The 15,633-nt window shown below is 59.9% G+C and carries 13 protein-coding genes; 3 read left to right on the forward strand and 10 right to left on the reverse strand.

Features of this window, described 5'->3' with window-relative positions:
- Window positions 1-8: 8 nt before the first annotated feature.
- The 5 genes from ACHEXK_RS11055 to ACHEXK_RS11075 are packed head-to-tail and all read right to left on the reverse strand — an operon-like array spanning window position 9 to window position 5,166.
- Window positions 9-1,526 carry an ABC transporter substrate-binding protein gene (locus ACHEXK_RS11055; protein WP_416546140.1) on the reverse strand — a complete coding sequence of 506 codons (1,518 nt, stop codon included), beginning with the start codon at window positions 1,524-1,526 and terminating at the stop codon, window positions 9-11.
- Entirely contained in the window at window positions 1,523-2,362 is an 840-nt protein-coding gene (locus ACHEXK_RS11060; RefSeq protein ID WP_416546142.1) for an ATP-binding cassette domain-containing protein, read from the reverse strand. Before ACHEXK_RS11060 ends, ACHEXK_RS11055 begins: the two co-directional genes overlap by 4 nt.
- Complete coding sequence (locus ACHEXK_RS11065; RefSeq protein WP_416546144.1) at window positions 2,359-3,363, reverse strand: ABC transporter ATP-binding protein; 1,005 nt, start codon at window positions 3,361-3,363, stop codon at window positions 2,359-2,361. Before ACHEXK_RS11065 ends, ACHEXK_RS11060 begins: the two co-directional genes overlap by 4 nt.
- Window positions 3,360-4,211: an ABC transporter permease gene (locus ACHEXK_RS11070; RefSeq protein WP_416546146.1), complete on the reverse strand. Its 852-nt coding sequence runs from the start codon at window positions 4,209-4,211 to the stop codon at window positions 3,360-3,362. Before ACHEXK_RS11070 ends, ACHEXK_RS11065 begins: the two co-directional genes overlap by 4 nt.
- Window positions 4,201-5,166, reverse strand: a complete 966-nt coding sequence (locus ACHEXK_RS11075; RefSeq protein WP_416546148.1) for an ABC transporter permease — start codon at window positions 5,164-5,166, stop codon at window positions 4,201-4,203. The genes ACHEXK_RS11070 and ACHEXK_RS11075 overlap by 11 nt, the downstream gene beginning before the upstream one ends.
- Before the next feature lie 44 nt (window positions 5,167-5,210).
- Here ACHEXK_RS11075 and ACHEXK_RS11080 point away from each other — a divergent pair, with 44 nt between their 5' ends.
- The 3 genes from ACHEXK_RS11080 to ACHEXK_RS11090 all read left to right on the forward strand — a co-directional run bounded on the left by ACHEXK_RS11080 (window position 5,211) and on the right by ACHEXK_RS11090 (window position 8,400).
- Window positions 5,211-6,242, forward strand: coding sequence for a P1 family peptidase (locus ACHEXK_RS11080; RefSeq protein ID WP_416546150.1), 1,032 nt, complete (start codon window positions 5,211-5,213; stop codon window positions 6,240-6,242).
- A gap of 217 nt (window positions 6,243-6,459) precedes the next feature.
- Complete coding sequence (locus ACHEXK_RS11085; protein ID WP_416546152.1) at window positions 6,460-7,164, forward strand: hypothetical protein; 705 nt, start codon at window positions 6,460-6,462, stop codon at window positions 7,162-7,164.
- 612 nt (window positions 7,165-7,776) lie between these two features.
- Window positions 7,777-8,400: an aspartyl/asparaginyl beta-hydroxylase domain-containing protein gene (locus tag ACHEXK_RS11090; RefSeq protein WP_416546154.1), complete on the forward strand. Its 624-nt coding sequence runs from the start codon at window positions 7,777-7,779 to the stop codon at window positions 8,398-8,400.
- Here ACHEXK_RS11090 and ACHEXK_RS11095 read toward each other — a convergent pair.
- The 5 genes from ACHEXK_RS11095 to ACHEXK_RS11115 form a co-directional block, all read right to left on the reverse strand.
- Window positions 8,393-9,202 (reverse strand): GNAT family N-acetyltransferase, encoded by an 810-nt coding sequence (locus ACHEXK_RS11095; protein ID WP_416546156.1) that lies wholly within the window; start codon window positions 9,200-9,202, stop codon window positions 8,393-8,395. The genes ACHEXK_RS11090 and ACHEXK_RS11095 overlap by 8 nt on opposite strands.
- Window positions 9,199-9,450, reverse strand: coding sequence for a hypothetical protein (locus ACHEXK_RS11100; protein ID WP_416546158.1), 252 nt, complete (start codon window positions 9,448-9,450; stop codon window positions 9,199-9,201). The genes ACHEXK_RS11095 and ACHEXK_RS11100 overlap by 4 nt, the downstream gene beginning before the upstream one ends.
- A gap of 21 nt (window positions 9,451-9,471) precedes the next feature.
- On the reverse strand, window positions 9,472-11,469 hold the full coding sequence (locus ACHEXK_RS11105; RefSeq protein WP_416546160.1) for a hypothetical protein: 1,998 nt from the start codon (window positions 11,467-11,469) through the stop codon (window positions 9,472-9,474).
- 7 nt (window positions 11,470-11,476) lie between these two features.
- Window positions 11,477-13,636: a hypothetical protein gene (locus tag ACHEXK_RS11110; RefSeq protein ID WP_416546162.1), complete on the reverse strand. Its 2,160-nt coding sequence runs from the start codon at window positions 13,634-13,636 to the stop codon at window positions 11,477-11,479.
- Between the two features lie 76 nt (window positions 13,637-13,712).
- The gene (locus ACHEXK_RS11115) at window positions 13,713-15,632 is read right to left on the reverse strand and encodes an efflux RND transporter periplasmic adaptor subunit (RefSeq protein ID WP_416546164.1); all 1,920 of its coding nucleotides are present in this window, start codon (window positions 15,630-15,632) and stop codon (window positions 13,713-13,715) included.
- Window position 15,633 lies beyond the last annotated feature (1 nt).

Here is a 15,633-nt window from a genome sequence, read left to right on the forward strand (position 1 = left end):
CCGTCAATTTATTGCCAGGACACGGCCGACATGTCGTTGGCAAAAATCGGTGAGCCCGACCACAGGCCTTGGAGGCCTTTGCGGTAAACCGCCGTGTTGGTGGCGTTGAACAGGAACACATTGACCGCATCCTTGGCGATCATGCGCTGCATGTCACCAAACAGCTGCGTGCGCTCTTTGGCCCCCGTGGTGGCCGCGTGTTTGGCCGCCAAGTCGCGGAAAGCCTTGCTGTCGTAGCCCCAGTAATACTGCGGGTTGGCGTAAGCCATGTAGTCGAGGGGTTCGACGTGGTTGATCACCGTCAGGTCAAAGTTGCCCTTGAAGGTGCCGCCCAGCCACTGCGCCCATTCCACGTTTTCGATTTTGGCCACGATGCCCACCTTGGCCAATTGCGCGGCCAAAATCTCGCCACCCTTGCGGGCATAAGGCGGTGGGGGCAAGGTCAGGGTCACATTCAGTGGGGTTTGCACCCCGGCTTCCTTGAGCAGGGCCTTGGCTTTTTCGGGGTCGTAGGCGTAGGTGTTGCTCAACTCCACATAGCCCGCATCGGTGGGGGCCATGTGGCTGCCAATCGGTTTGGCCAAGCCCTCAAACACGCCATCGATGAACGCTTTTTTGTCGACCGCGTGCGACAGGGCGCGGCGCACGCGCACATCGTCAAAGGGCTTTTTGCGGTTGTTGATGGTCATGATGCCTTTGCCCGCCGTGCTGCCCATCTCCACCACAAAGCGCTTGTCTTTCTGGAACTGCTGCAGGCTTTGCGGCGACTGAAAGCGCGGCATGCCATCGATGTCACCCGCCAACAAGGCAGCCACTTGGGCGGCCGAATCGTTGATGAAGCGGAAGGTGACCTTCTTCACTTTGATGGCATTGGCATCGCGAAAGCCATCCCACTTGGACAAGGTGATGGCCGAGCCTTTGGCCCAGTTGTCGAGTTTGTAGGGGCCTGTGCCCACGGGCTTGGTGGCCGCATTGGCCGCGCTGTCCGGGTGCAAGATCACAGCCGTGTTCTCGCCCATGCGGAACAAGAAATTTCCGTCTGGGTTGGTGAGCACCAACACCACGGTGTGTGCGTCCGGGGTCGAGATGTGGGTGATGTTGTTGAACACCGCACCTTTGGCTTTGTTGGTGCTCTTGGCGTCCTTGGCCCGCTCGAAGCTGAACTTGACAGCGGCAGAGTCGAATGGCGCACCATCAGAAAACTTCACGCCCTTGCGCAGCTTGAAGGTGTAGGCCTTGCCGTCGGCGTCCATTTTCCAACTCTCGGCCAGCAGTGGGCTGATGCTGCCGTCCACATTGATTTTGGTCAGGCCTTCCAGGATGTTGTAGTGCACCACCTCCCCAATGGCCGCAGCCGGGGCCATGGTCGGATCCAGGCTGGTGGGCTCCAGGATCATGCCCAGCGTAACGGCGTCCTTGCGTGACTGCGCTTGGGCCTGCATGGGGGCGACCCAAAGGCTGGCAAGCAACACGGCTGTCGAGCTCAGAGCGAGGCTGCGTCGGGTCAGGGAAGAACAATTTTTCATGGGGTCTCCTGCGTCAATCCAATAGAGGCCTGGCCGGGCACGGCGGCCAACAAGGTGCGAGTGTAAGGGTGCTCGGCCCGCCGAAAAATCTGCTCGGCAGGGCCTTGCTCGACCACACTGCCAGACTGCAAAACCAGCACATCGTGGCACATCAAGTTGACGACGGCCAGGTCGTGGCTGACCAGCAAATAACTCAAGCCGTAGCGGTCTTGCAGGTCCATCATCAGGTTCAGCACCTGGGCCTGCACCGAGACGTCGAGCGCACTCACGGGCTCATCGGCCACGATGAGGGCTGGTCGGGTGATCAGCGCACGGGCGATGGCAATGCGTTGGCGTTGCCCGCCCGAAAACTCATGTGGGTATTTGTCCAGATCTGCGGTTCTGAGACCCACCTCGTCCAGCGCTTGGGCTGCCAGCTCACGCATCTCGGATCGACCATCCACGGCTGTGCGCAAGGTCTGGAGTGGCTCGGTCACAATGGCCAGCACTTTTTGACGCGGGTCCAACGAGCCATACGGGTCCTGAAACACCATTTGGAAACCGCGGCGCAATTGGCGCAAACCTTGGCCACTCGCCCGGTGCACATCCTCACCCTTGAACAAGACTTGCCCCGCGGTGGGTTGGTCCAGTGCCATGACCAATCGCGCCAGTGTGGATTTGCCCGAGCCCGACTCGCCCACCACCCCTAAGTTTTTACCGGCGTGCAGTGTGAAGCTCACATCGGACAACGCCTGCAAAGCACCTGGAGATTGAAACAAACCGGCACGAGGCAAGGCAAAGCGCCGCCCCAAATGCTGTACTTGCAACAGCGGTGGTGATGAGAACGACCTGTTCATGGCAACCTCCAGCGTGGGCAAGTGACCACATGGGGTGTTTGAGCCTGCGCTTTGCTTGGGATACTTTGGGCCTGTGGTGGCATCTGACGGCAATCGTCAACCGCCAAACTGCAACGCTCTGCAAAGGCACATCCCGCCGGGAAACTCATCAACTCGGGCACGCTTCCAGAAATGGTGGGAAGTCGCGTGCCACGGGCCATTCCCAGCCGAGGACGCGCCGCAAACAGACCTCGCGTGTAAGGGTGCGCCCGGTGCGCAAACAGCTCTGCCGTGATGGCACTTTCCACCACAGCGCCACCGTACATCACCATCACCCGCTCAACCTGGTCCTGCATCAGACCCAAGTCGTGGCTGATCAAGAGCAGGCCCATGCCCTCTTCGCGCACCAATTGTTGGATGAGCGCCAGCACCTCCTTTTGCACCGTCACATCGAGGGCTGTGGTGGGCTCATCGGCAATCAGCAGATCGGGGCTGCAGGCCAGTGCGATCGAGATCATCACGCGCTGGCGTTGCCCGCCCGAGAGTTCGTGGGGATAGGCGTCCAGTCGCTCTTTCGCTCGGGGCAATTGCACGCGTTCAAGCAGCTGCAGAGCGCGGGCTTTGGCATCGCTGGCGCTCATGTTTTGGTGCAGTCGCAAGGGCTCAGCGATCTGCTTCCAAATCGGGTGCAAGGGGTTGAGCGCCGTCATCGGCTCTTGGAAGATCATCGCCATGCGGGGACCGCGCAGCTGGCACAGCTGCGGCTCGGACAGACCCACCAGCTCTTGCCCATTGAGCTTGATGCGGCCAGTCACTCTGGCACGCTCGGGTAACAGACCCATCAGGGCCAAAGCGGTGAGCGATTTGCCACTGCCGCTCTCGCCAATCAGACCCACTGTCTGGCCACGCGCCATGCGCCAGGACACGCCGCGCAGGGCTTGTGCCCAGCCCCGGGCCGTAGGCAAGCTGACCCGCAAATCGTCGACTTGCAACAAAGGCGATGTGTGGGACTGCTCGTTCATGCCGACCTTTGCCTTGCCAATCGGGGGTCCAGCACATCGCGCAAACCATCTCCAAGCAAATTGAAGCCCAACACCGTCAGCGCAATCGCTGCGCCAGGGTACACCGCCAGCATGGGCGCCTGGAACATCTGCGACTGCGCCTCGTTGAGCATGCGGCCCCAGCTCGGCTGCGGCGGCTGCGTGCCCAGCCCCAGATAGGACAAAGCCGCCTCGGCCAAAATCGCGATGGCGAACTGGATGGTGGCTTGCACTATCAACACGCTGGCGATGTTGGGCAAAACGTGCACCCACGTGATGGCCAGCGGACCCAGCCCAGCGGCGCGGGCTGCAGCCGTGTAGTCTCGCGCCCAGACCGAATTGGCTGCACCACGTGAAATGCGGGCAAACACCGGGATGTTAAAAATGCCAATGGCCACGATGCTCACCACCAGGCCAGGCCCGTAAATGGCGGTCAGCATGATGGCCGACAACAAGGCGGGAAAGGCAAAGGTGAAGTCCGAGGCCCGCATGATGACCTCCTCCACCCAGCCGCGCCGCGCTGCAGCCAGCAGGCCCAAAGGCACGCCCACACCCAGGCCAATGCCCACGGCAATCATGCCCACCAACAAAGAGTTCTGACTGCCCACCAACAGCAAAGAACCGATGTCTCGCCCCAAGCTGTCCGTGCCGAACCAATGCGAGGCATTGGGCGATGCCAGTTTATGTGGAATATCGATGTCACCCACGGGGTAAGGCGTCCAAAACAAAGACAGCACGGCGCACAGCACCGTCAGCGACACCATGGCGCCACCCGCCACCAGACTGGGGTGACCCAAGGCCCGTCGCCAAAAGCTGTGCTTATTTCGCATGGCCCGCTTTCAGGCGCGGATCGATCCACGCATAGAGCATGTCGATGAAAAAATTGATCAACATGACCAGCGCCGCCAGCAACATGACCACATCCCGCACCACGATCAGATCGCGGTTGGCAATGGCCTGAAAAATCAGCCGCCCAATGCCGGGCAGAACAAACACGTTTTCAATCACGATGGCACTGGTGATGAGATTGCCAAACTGCAAGCCCATCACCGTGATCACCGGAATCATGGCGTTGCGCAGCACATGGTGCCAGAGCACTTGTCGGTGGCTCAAGCCTTTGGCCCGAGCAGTTCGCACAAAATCTTCGCGCAAGTTGTCCAGCACAGCCGAACGGGTCACCCGCGTTAGGATCGCCGTTTGCACCGCCGCCAGCGCCATGGCGGGCAAGAGCAAGGCCTTGATGCCCTCCAACACCCCGCCGCCATCAGCCTCAGACCAACCTGGAAAGCCACCCGCATTCACCCACTCGAGGTGCACCGCGAACAGCAAGATCAAAAGAATAGCCAGCCAAAAATTAGGCACAGCCAGGCCCAGTTGGCTGAGTGTCATCACGCCCACATCGCCCGCCTTATTTTGCTGCGCAGCGGTGTAAAGGCCCAGCACCAGCGCCAGCACCACGGTGAGGCCCATGGCCATCACGGCCAAAGGCAAAGTGACCTGCATGCGTTCGGCCATCAGTTGCGCGGTGGGTGTGTCGTAGGCGATGCTCAGGCCCGTCTGCCCCTGCATGATGCCGCCCACCCAGCTCAGGTAGCGGCTCGCCGCAGGCTGGTTCAGGCCCAGCTTGTCCTCCATCGCGGCAATTGACTCGGGTGTGGCCGTTTCACCCAAGATCACCTGCGCGGCATTGCCGGGCAACAACTCCAACAGGGCGAAAACCACGACCGATGTGACCCACAAAGTCAACACAAAGCTCAGCAGTCGTCTCCATACAAACCAGTGCACGCGCTATCCTCGGGTGATGTAAGCCAAGTTGAACGGGGGTTTCAATGACATTGCAAACGATTGTAAACAGCACCCATCCGCGCATTCTGGGCTCCATGGTGGATGTCCCCGGACTGCAAGTTGGGCATTTCACGATGCGCGAACGCCTGACAGGCTGCTCGGTGGTCTTGGCGCCTCAGGGCGCGGTGGGCGCGGTGGATGTCCGCGGGGCCGCCCCAGGCACCCGCGAAACCGACTTACTCGATCCGGCCAACCTGGTCGACAAAGTGCATGCGGTGGTGCTCAGCGGCGGCAGCGCCTTTGGTTTGGACGCTGCCACAGGCGTGATGCGCTGGCTGGATGAGCAGGGCATTGGCTTTGAAACCGGTCACGGCCGCGTGCCCATCGTGCCTGCTGCCGTCTTGTTTGACTTGCCCGTGGTGCGACCGGGCGATACCCCACAAGCCCGTCCCGGGGCGGATGCTGGATACGCTGCCTGCGAGGCGGCCACAACAGCCCCGCCTGCTGCAGGCAATGTCGGCGCAGGTGCCGGTGCCTGTGTGGGCAAGCTGTTCGGTCTGGATCGCTGCATGAAAGGTGGCATCGGCAACGCGAGTGTGCGCGTAGGCCCTTGGGTGGTGGGTGCCTTGATTGCTTGCAATGCGGTCGGTGATGTGATTGATCCCACCACAGGCCAAGTGCTGGCCGGGGCCCGCACAGCCGATGGTTTGCGCCTGCTGGACACCCAGCGCGCCTTGCTGGCAGGCGAGCGCGGCAGTCGCCCCTTGCCCGGGACCAACACCACCATTGGCATCGTGGCCACCAATGCTGTGCTCACCAAATCCCAAGCCAAACGCCTGGCCATGAGTGCCCACGATGGCCTGGCCCGTAGCATCCGGCCGGCTCACACCACGCTGGACGGAGACACCTTGTTCGCCTTGGCCACCGGAACTGAGGCCGGCCCGGTCGATCTGATGCTGCTCACTGTGATGGCCGCAGAAGCCACCGCACTGGCCACAGTGGATGCGATTGGGCAGGCGCGTAGGATTTCAACAAACTGGGGAAATGTGCCAGCCCAATTTGACTTGGCTGTTTGACTTCTCATGGGAAGCGTTGACTTGTTGCGCGTTGATTCATGCAAAAAATCAATGGGCATCCGACATGGGCAGAATCCACTGAATACCCCAGTGAGCGCACTTCTTTCCAAAGTGGTCTCCATTTTTTCTTTATTGAGACAACCTTTGTGCTGCGCATTGACAATGACACTGCCGTATGAATTTGAATGTTCAAAGAGTTCCAACTCAGAATTGACCCATGACATTTGACAGCGCTCTGTTTGACCCCAAGCAAGTGTGGGTTTATGACCTCAAGGTTTTGGACAACTGTGCATGCGCCTTGTGGGCTGAAAAAGTCTTGGCCCTACGGGCCCACTGGACCCACCGCCACACCTCCATGCCTTTTTACACTTTAGGGATGGCCGCATATTTGGATGCAGTGGCCAGTTCATCTCGAGATGGCGGCAAGCCGCTGTACTACTCACCCATTCTGCGCAGACACCACAACCAGCAATTGCAAGACCACTTTGGGGATTTGTTGTCATTGGCTTGCCTGTCCATCGGCGAATGGACACAAAAACGCGGATTTTGCGACCCCTTAGGTAGCGCCTTACCTGGTTTTCATATCCATTTGGCCCATCCGGTGTTTACCCAGCCGGTCGCCAGTAAACACCGTGATTTGCAGTTCCAGCTTGTTTTTCCTGACCGATTGGTGACATCGGCCCAAGTGCTGACTTTTACCTTGCCTCTGTCCTTACCTGAAGGTTCTGGACTCAACCTGTGGCCCGCCCATCACGAAAATGATCCAGCCAAATTTCACCTCTACAAGCTGGGACATATGACCCTGCACAGCGGGTTGATGACCCACCAAGCAGTGCTCTTCCCCAGAGAGCACCACCCCCCGCGCATCATGCTGCAAGGTCATGCGTTGATTGAGGGAGACAACATCTTGCTGTATTGGTGAAAACACCCCGAACCCCGTGGCTGTAGTTTTCTGAGCACCAGCTGATGTTCTGTCCAGGGGGCAGCCCTTGACGGACACCACCCGCCAAACAATGCGCCAGATGCCTTGCGACTCTTGATTTTTCAGGGCCAAGACATTGGGTTGCCGAAAAGAAAACTCGCCGATAGCATGATGCGCATGTTCAGGCTCAGCTGCAACGCATGTCCCGTTGCCTGCGTGGGTAAAAGTCGGCCCCGCGCCTGGCTTGCGCATGAACTGTCTGACACGGTCTTTTCTCAAGCGACAACGAGCCGGCATGTGAAACTGATGTTGAAACAAGTGTTAGGCTAGAGGCAGCCCGATGAGGTGCAGATGATCATGATGACCCTGCTTGTATCCAAGACCAACGGTGCAGGTTTGAACCTGTGGCCACACAACCCGAGCCTGTATTTCAAATTGAGCACACTGGACCCTTCACGCTTTACAACCGCTTGGTGTCGCCTGAGGCGTTGCTTCACCTCAGCGACAAGGCAGACAGGCGCTCCGTGCTGTTATGCCAGACCCTCTTGTACGGTTGAACGGTTGCACCAGGGTGTTTAATCATGTCTTTTGACCCATTTGTGTGCGCACCACATGAACAACCACATCATCCCTACTGATGAGCCTCCGTTTTGGGACCACTTACTGCACCATGTGCCTTGGGCGCAGGATGTGCTGCACAAGGCTGCAAACATTCGCGACGAAGTGCTGAAATTCATCCCGCAGTTTCGGCCTTTCATGCCCTACCCCAAGTATGCCAATCTGTACCAAAATACTTGGGACGCTTTTCCACTGTCAGTTTTTCAGGGCGAGCACATTGAGCTGTCCAAAAACCAATTGGCCATCAACATTGAGCCCATGGTGGCCATGTTTCGCAGCAAGCTGCCTGTGACCTCCGGCACCATCGCGCCTCTGGAGAGCGAAGGCCACTTGCGCAATGTGTTTGTCAGTCGCTTGATACCAGGTTCAGTGATCAACCCCCACCGTGGGTGGACCCCGGACTACCTGCGCATCCACCTGTGCTTGGTCGAAGACCCGGGCTGCCGAATCACGGTAGGAAATGTCACGCGGACTTGGCAAACCGGTCAGTTGTTGGCCTTCAAAGACGGCGGAGCGCACCTGCACAGTGTGGTGCACGAGGGCACCCAAGAGCGCATCATCTTGTCTTACGACCTGAGCTTGAAGTATCTGCGGCAGTTCATCCCGGCACTCAGCTGAGCGGATACCGAGGCCACTCACGCTGGCGCTCAAACAGGGCATCGTGCGGTCGGCGACGACGAATGCCTTGCAGCACTCGGTTGTGCTCAAAAGCCTCGCGCAAAAGTGCAATTTGCAGCAGATCCTCGTAGCCTTGCTGCGCATCGTTCCAAACGGCCTGGCGCAGCAAGCCCTCGCGCTCAAAACCAAGCCGTTCTTGCTGCTCGGCCACTTCACGGTTACTGCCGTAAATCAAGCCCAATACCTTGTTCAAGCCCAGGCAATGGAAGGCGTACATCAAGGTGGCGCAATAGGCATCGCCGACCAGCACTGAAACATCGTGCCCAGGGAGCAGACCCATGATGTGCTCGGCCGTTCGGTTGCGAAAGTTGATGTTCACAAACATGGCCAGTCCTATGGGCTGATCCCCCTTGAATACCACCCACTGGATGCTGCGGCTTTCGGGCAGCAAGGTGGTTTGGTCCTGGGTCAAGATGTGAAGCAGGTCACGGGCCGTGAGTTGGTCGGGAATGTGTTTGAGTTTGGCTGCAAACGCTTTGTTAAGTACCACTGACCAGACAAATTCAAAGTGTTCTGGAGCGCGCCGCACCAAGCGAATGCCGCCAAATTGCAAGGGTTGCCACCACTGTGCATCGTGCCAGTCCAACAGCTCTTGCACGCCTGCATGATGGGGGTGCCGCAGGCGCAGCATGTGCAAAACCTGTCGGGCGGCATCCAGGCCTTGCTGCAGGCGCAGCCGAGCTAACCAGTCACGCACCTGCGGCATGTCAGGGGCGACGGTGGTCTCAAAAGCTTCGCTCATGCGCTGCCACTGGGTACGGACTGAGGGCGCTGCGCCAACTCAGGCGGCGACTGGACCACGCTCTGGCGCAGCAAGGCTGCGTCAAGGCGTTGGCCAATTTGATCGCGCGAAATTTTCATCACGGTCATGCGCATGGCCAATTGCTCGAGTTCAGCGTCAATGAATGCCAGGTAGCGCAAGTGGCCCTTGGCTTCTTCGTCCAGGTTGTCGAACTCGTAGGCCAAACCGTTGATTTTGATGAGCGGCATGAGAAACAGTCGTGGTTGGATTTATTCGGAAAAGGACAACTGGCTGGCTGTCTTGCGCTCGCGCTCGGCCAGCCTCTTGCGCTGCGAGGCGGCCTTCCACTGGGTGATGGTTTGCGCGCACCACACCAAGCGAGGGAGCACCCAGCGATTCAACAGTATAGGGGTAAGCACAGGCACCAACCGCACATACAGTTTGCCAAGGCCTTGCACCAGCAGCTCGTCATACAAGCAAACAAAACCGACAGCAGCCCCCGGTGCGCCCTGTCTGCCTGAGCGACCATACAGCTGCCACTCAATGCGCATGGCTTCGTGGGGTTCGAACATCAAGACCTGCAAACCGCCTTGGGCGGCCACCTCTGGCGGCACCATGATGTCGGTGCCGCGTCCGGCCATGTTGGTCGACACCGTGACAGCACCCCACTGACCAGCTCGCTCGACGATGCGAGCCTCTTCGGCATGGTGCTTGGCATTGAGCACCTGGTGCGGCACTTGACGCAGGGCCAGCGCCTGCGCCAGGCGCTCGGTGTCGGCCAGTTTTCGCGTGCCCACCAGCACGGGCAGGCCCTGCTCATGGCAAACCAACAATTCGTCGATCAAGGCCTGCATCCGATGCTCAGCTTTCGCAAAAGGCCGCCAAGGCGCAATGCGCAAACGGCTGGGCACACGCGGCGCCACAGCCACCACCTCCACACCATAGGTTTGGCGCAATTCACTGTGAATGCCTTGCAAGGTGCCACTGGCGCCACACAACCGGTGGTAACGGTTGAAAAAAACCTGAAACGTCATGCGGGCCGATGTTTTTGGCGGGCTGCTCAGCTCCAGCCCTTCCATGGCCTCAATGGCCTGGTGAATGCCATGGCTCCAAGAGCGTCCGGCCATAACGCGGCCACTTTTTTCATCCACGATGACCACCTTGCCCTCTTCGTCTACCAGGTAGTGGCGGTCACGCAGGTAGACATACTTGGCCATGATGGACAAGGAGACCATCCCTTGCGAGCGCTCTGGAAAGCGCCAAAACGGTGGCAGCATAAAAGCCATGTCGTCAATGCGTGCCTTGCCCACCTCGGTGTAACGGATGTCGGTCACGGGCTCGGTCTTCACCACATAGTCCACATCGGCCTGCAGGCTCTCAAAAATCTTCTTACCTGCCAGCACCGCCTCGACCAGCATGGGGTTGTCGTCTGCCGATGAAATGATGAGCGGGGTGGTGGCCTCGTCAATCAGCACGCTGTCGGCCTCGTCCACGATTGCCACCCAAAGCCCACGCCCTACCGGTCGCGACTGCTGGCCTTTGCGCTTCATCTCCCACAGCCGCCGACCCATAGGGTCTTTGGCACCACCCAACAAAAGGTCGTCGCGCAGGTGATCGGCCAGCAATTGCTTGCCAGTGGCGTACACAACCTCTGCGGCATAACCTTCGGCCAAGGCCTCGGGCGGTGTGTCACTGGTCACAGCCACTGCCCGCCATCCGGCTTGGGCCAAAAGCGGCGCCATCAACTCGGCGTCGCGCGCCGCCAGGTAGTCGTTGGAGGTGATCACATGGCAGGGCCGGCCCGCACTGGCATAAAGCGCGGCCGTCAAACCAATGGCCAAGGTTTTCCCCTCACCGGGGGCCAGTTGCACCAAGTGACCATTGTGCATTTCAAGCGCAGCGCGAATTTGTGTGTCGTGGGCTTTGAGGCCGAGGACCCGCTGGGCACTGGCGCACCACAATCCTAAGAGCTGAGCCCTCAGCTCAAACCAAGCGCGCCGCTCTGCCCCACTGTCAGGCGCCAAGGCGCCGGCGTAGCGCAGGCGCTGTGACAGTTGTTCAAGCTGGGCCTGCAGCACCTGGTCTGACAGGACTTGTGCCTGCTCGGCGCTGTGCCTGACGCGCTGCAAATCGGCCTCGGTTTGCTGGGCAGCTGCGCCGCTCAAACGCCGAAAACGCTCGCGCCAAATCGGCAACCAGGCCCGCTCTGCCAACAATCCCCTGGGCGGGTGCCACGCTTCTCGGCGAAGACCTGCGTCTGAGTTCATGCCAAGCTCATCCCAATCGATAGCGCTTTTGCACCAACTGACGCAGCGACTCGTCAATGCGGTCATACAAAGAGCGTGGCGGCAGCTTCAGGCGCAGCAAGCCGCGCAAGCCGTGAGCCAAAACCACACCCGAGTTGGGGTCGGGCTTGAGGATCAGGCGCACCTCAAAAAATTCCTCAGCGGCTTTTTCGCCTTTGGCGTCTTGGTTGGAAACGGCCAAGTCGCCGCCCCCCAGCCAGCCCAACGCGGCCGAGGGCAGGCGGTCAAGCTGATAGGGCAACAGCACCACGCGCTCAACTTCGATCAAATGATCGGCCTGGCCCAACACGCGCAAGTTGATCTCACCCACGGGGGAGGCAAACAGTTCTCGGGCTCGCTCTTGCGAGACCACGGCCACAAAGGCAAAGCCCTGCGAAGGGTCCAGCACATGACCCACCTCGGTGCCCTGGCCCAACCAGGCGCCCTGGCGCTCAGCCCCCTCCAGCGCCACGTAGCGGCCCTCATGTGGAGCGCGCACCACGGCTTTGTCTAGCCGGCTTTTGAGTTCGAGCAGTCGCTGCTCCTTGGCCATCCGTTGGTCCACCAGAGGCTGAAAATCCACCGACTGGCGAGACAAAGAAGCGCGCTCCATGGCCAGCAATTCCTCACGTTCAAACAGGGTTTGCTCCATGTCTAACTTGAGGGCAGTGGCATCAAACCACATGAGGGGTGTGCCCGCCGCCACAGTTTGGCCTTGACCCAGCACCGCGCGCTCTAAGCGCCCGTCCAGGGGCGCGTACAACACCGAAAAGCGGCTCATTTGCACCACGCCCTGGGCCGTGATGGAATGCGGCCAAGGTACGGCAAAGACCAGCAAAGCGGCCGCCCCGAACAAGCCACCCGCGCCGCCCCAAGCGCGCCAGCGATGGGCCTGCACTTGGGAGCCAAACAGATGCTTGAGCCCCTTCCAAGCGGGCGCCAACAGCAGCATGTAAAGCGTGAGCACCAGCATCAACAGGCCGAGGCCCAGCCACATGTCCATCACGAACAGTACGATGGCATACGACACGATCAGCCGGTACACCAGGCTCACCGGCGCATACATCAAGAACCATTTGCGCTCACTGGGCACGTCCACCGGCGAGCGCGCCGCATGGCTGCCCAGCAGGTAGCGATCGGCCAAAAAGAACCAGTACTGCTGGGACTTTTGGTAAAAGTTGGGAATGTCCAGCGCATCGGCCAATACATAGTAAGCGTCAAATCGCAACAAGGGGTTTCCATTGAAGAGCAAGCTGGAAACCGAACCAATCAACATCACGTTAAAAGCCAGGCTGTTGACCAAGCCAGGCCCGGTAGCCGCCCACACCAGCGCTCCAAGGGCAGCCATGAACAAGTCGGACAGCATGCCCGCTGAGCTGACCAACATGCGGTGCCTCTTGTCCGGAAACGCCCAGGTGGCCGTGGTGTCCACATAGGGCAGCGGCGTGGTCACCAAGAACATCAAGCCAAAGGTGTGAACGCTGCCGCCATAGCGCTTGCACACAAGACCGTGACACATCTCGTGAATCACCTTCATCACGGCCATGCACAGGTACAGCCAAGGCAAATTAGCCCAAGCAAAAGCACCCTGGGCGCGATCGCCGATCAAATGCCATTGGCCGATCACGGCCACCGAACCGGCCAGACCCACCGCCAGCCAAATCACCACCATCAACCATGTGGGAACAGCCCGCAAAGTTTTATCCATGGCGGTCAGCGTGTCGTCCGGGTCCCAAATCGGCATGCGAAAGTACAAAAACGACATGAACTTGCCGCGCAGCTCTTTACCGCGGACCTCGCGGGCGCGGCGGTCGATTTCTATGCTGTTAGCGCCGTCACTGAAGTGCAGCAAATTGGAAACATGCAGCTGGCTGAGCAACTGCACCACCTCTTCTTGCCCAGGTGCTCGCTGGGGGTGGGCGCGCAAATACGCTTGCCAGGCCGAGTCCACCGTCACGCCCTGGTGCAGCGTCAGCAAGAAAGCGTGGGCCTCGGGGGTGATGCGAAAAAACCGATGGGCAAAAGCGTCTTCCAGAACGACCCATGGCTGGCCTCGGTAGCTTTGCCGGCTGGTACGCACACCAGGCAGAAGGCTAACCCGTGCCTCGGCGATCCGGTACCAGGCGTCACTGTAAATGGCTCCAGACATGGCGCTTAAACGATTGGCGCGCGCGGCAACACCGCGCGATCAGGTTGAACAATGTGCGTCATTGACCAGACTTGTATCACCACCACAACCACAGACGCAGCTTGTCAATGGTGCGGTGAAACAACACCCAAGAAATGTTGCGCGAGCCCGCGTCAATCTTGGCCAAACCGGTCATTCCCGGGCGCCACCAGGGCGCCACCGGGTCCAATATCTGGGCCTTGAGCACAAACTGGTTACCCTCCTCGCCCTTGACCTGGGCCATGGGCACAAAACTTGAGACCTTCAAGCGTATGGGTTGGTTGGGCTGGCTCAGCAGCAGCAGTTCAGCCTCTGCGTCACCGCGCAACTCGCGAATCGCGTACTCTGGCACCTGAAGCACCACATACAAATCACGCACTTGGGCAATGCGAAACAGCTTGTCACCTCGCTTGACAGAGGCACCCAGCAGGTTGCGCCGCTCACCCTCCACCACCACGCCGTCAAAAGGTGCTTCGGTGCGCGCTTGCTGTAAAAAGTGCGTCACGCGCTTGAGCCTGGCCTCTGATTGAACGCGGCGGGCTTGGGCTACCTGCATCTCGGCCAACGCGCCACCGGCACGGGCTTTGTCCTCTTCAGAAGCATAGCGACCAATCTCTGAGAGGACCTCGGCCTGCTGTTGCTGCAGGTCGGTGGTATCCAATTGCGCCAGCGCTTGGCCTTGTTTGACGGTGTCGCCGACATCGACCAGGACATCCAGCAATCGGCCGTCATTTTGCGAGGTCATCAGGCGAGTGCTGTCGGTGGTCAGCTGGGCGCTGGCTTCCACGCGGTAAGGCACCTGGACAAAAAACATGGCCAACAACAGCACAGAAGCTGTCAAGGTGCCCAGCTTCAGCCACGGGCGACCTGGTCCGACAAACAACTCCAGCCGCGCCAAGGTCGATTGGCGCAGGCGCTGAAACACATTGGCATCGCGCCAGCGGCTGTCTGCCAGCCGTGGGTAGACCATTTCCAACATCAGCAAAGCCTGGTTGACGACCTCTGGCGACAAGGGCTGGCTGTCGCTCACGGCAATGAGCACGGCCTGGGTTTGGCCGGAGCCGTCACGCATGGGCAAACTGGTGACATGGTGCATGCCCTCCAAACTGTCCAACAGGGCTTGGTGGCCGGGCGGGCGGGCAAAAGCCCCTGGCCCTTGAGCCGCGTCTCCTTCTTCGGCGCTGGCAGTTTCCTGATGCTGGTCCAAAGAAATCACCTGGTCGGTGGAGAGTACCTCAATGGCTGCACCTTCCAATGCAGAGACCAAGCGCGAGGTCTTTTCAAATTTATCGATGTGGCTGATGGCCAGCACCTCGGCCTGACCAGCCACCCGCCAACACAGCACCGCCTGACGCAGACCCATGGTACGCACCGCGCCATTGACCAAGGTGAGCGCAGCTGCGCTGAACCTGGGCGCTTGCAGCACCTCTGTGGCCAGGCCCAGCATATCGAGCAAGGCGGTGGGTGTCGGCTGACTGGTCACGGTGGCAACAGCCTGCACTGGAGGCGCCGCAGGGCGCAGATCTTTGACCAACAAGGCGCGCACCAAGGCCTCTTTGAGGTGGGCTCGATCGCGCTCGGGCAGGCTCAGCAGCAAAGCACGGGGGGCAGTATCGAGCAGGCGCACCAGCAGCATCACGGCGCCCAAGCCATCGTTTTTACGGTAAAGCTCGTGGCTGTAGCCTTGGGCGCCACTGGCCTGCCAGCGAGCAAAAGTGAACTGCGCAGCAAGGGCCTGGAGGTCTTCGGGCGAACCAGCGAAGCCCAAGCGAGGTGCTTGCTCGGCCGCGGCACCTTCATCCAGGCCCGTGGCGTCCAACACCATGGCGGCCTCCGTGCGGCACAAGGCCTGCACCAGTTCGACGTACTGGGCGTAAAAGTCCGGCTCGCGGGGCGCGGACAGTAGCCCCAGCATGGCGTCGATGAGCTCGGCTGGCTGACGGGGGCGCCCAGCAGCGCCAGTGATTTGCTCGGTCATG

The sequence above is a fragment of the Limnohabitans sp. DCL3 genome (assembly GCF_048019295.1).
Classification (GTDB): Bacteria; Pseudomonadota; Gammaproteobacteria; order Burkholderiales; family Burkholderiaceae_C; genus Limnohabitans_A.

What these genes read in the sequence shown, in the direction of transcription:
- ACHEXK_RS11055 (WP_416546140.1), bottom strand. Translation starts at nt 1,526, where the DNA reads ATGAAAAATTGTTCTTCCCTGACCCGACGCAGCCTCGCTCTGAGCTCG.
- ACHEXK_RS11060 (WP_416546142.1), bottom strand. Translation starts at nt 2,362, where the DNA reads ATGAACAGGTCGTTCTCATCACCACCGCTGTTGCAAGTACAGCATTTG.
- ACHEXK_RS11065 (WP_416546144.1), bottom strand. Translation starts at nt 3,363, where the DNA reads ATGAACGAGCAGTCCCACACATCGCCTTTGTTGCAAGTCGACGATTTG.
- ACHEXK_RS11070 (WP_416546146.1), bottom strand. Translation starts at nt 4,211, where the DNA reads ATGCGAAATAAGCACAGCTTTTGGCGACGGGCCTTGGGTCACCCCAGT.
- ACHEXK_RS11080 (WP_416546150.1), top strand. Translation starts at nt 5,211, where the DNA reads ATGACATTGCAAACGATTGTAAACAGCACCCATCCGCGCATTCTGGGC.
- ACHEXK_RS11085 (WP_416546152.1), top strand. Translation starts at nt 6,460, where the DNA reads ATGACATTTGACAGCGCTCTGTTTGACCCCAAGCAAGTGTGGGTTTAT.
- ACHEXK_RS11090 (WP_416546154.1), top strand. Translation starts at nt 7,777, where the DNA reads ATGAACAACCACATCATCCCTACTGATGAGCCTCCGTTTTGGGACCAC.
- ACHEXK_RS11095 (WP_416546156.1), bottom strand. Translation starts at nt 9,202, where the DNA reads ATGAGCGAAGCTTTTGAGACCACCGTCGCCCCTGACATGCCGCAGGTG.
- ACHEXK_RS11100 (WP_416546158.1), bottom strand. Translation starts at nt 9,450, where the DNA reads ATGCCGCTCATCAAAATCAACGGTTTGGCCTACGAGTTCGACAACCTG.
- ACHEXK_RS11105 (WP_416546160.1), bottom strand. Translation starts at nt 11,469, where the DNA reads ATGAACTCAGACGCAGGTCTTCGCCGAGAAGCGTGGCACCCGCCCAGG.
- ACHEXK_RS11110 (WP_416546162.1), bottom strand. Translation starts at nt 13,636, where the DNA reads ATGTCTGGAGCCATTTACAGTGACGCCTGGTACCGGATCGCCGAGGCA.
- ACHEXK_RS11115 (WP_416546164.1), bottom strand. Translation starts at nt 15,632, where the DNA reads ATGACCGAGCAAATCACTGGCGCTGCTGGGCGCCCCCGTCAGCCAGCC.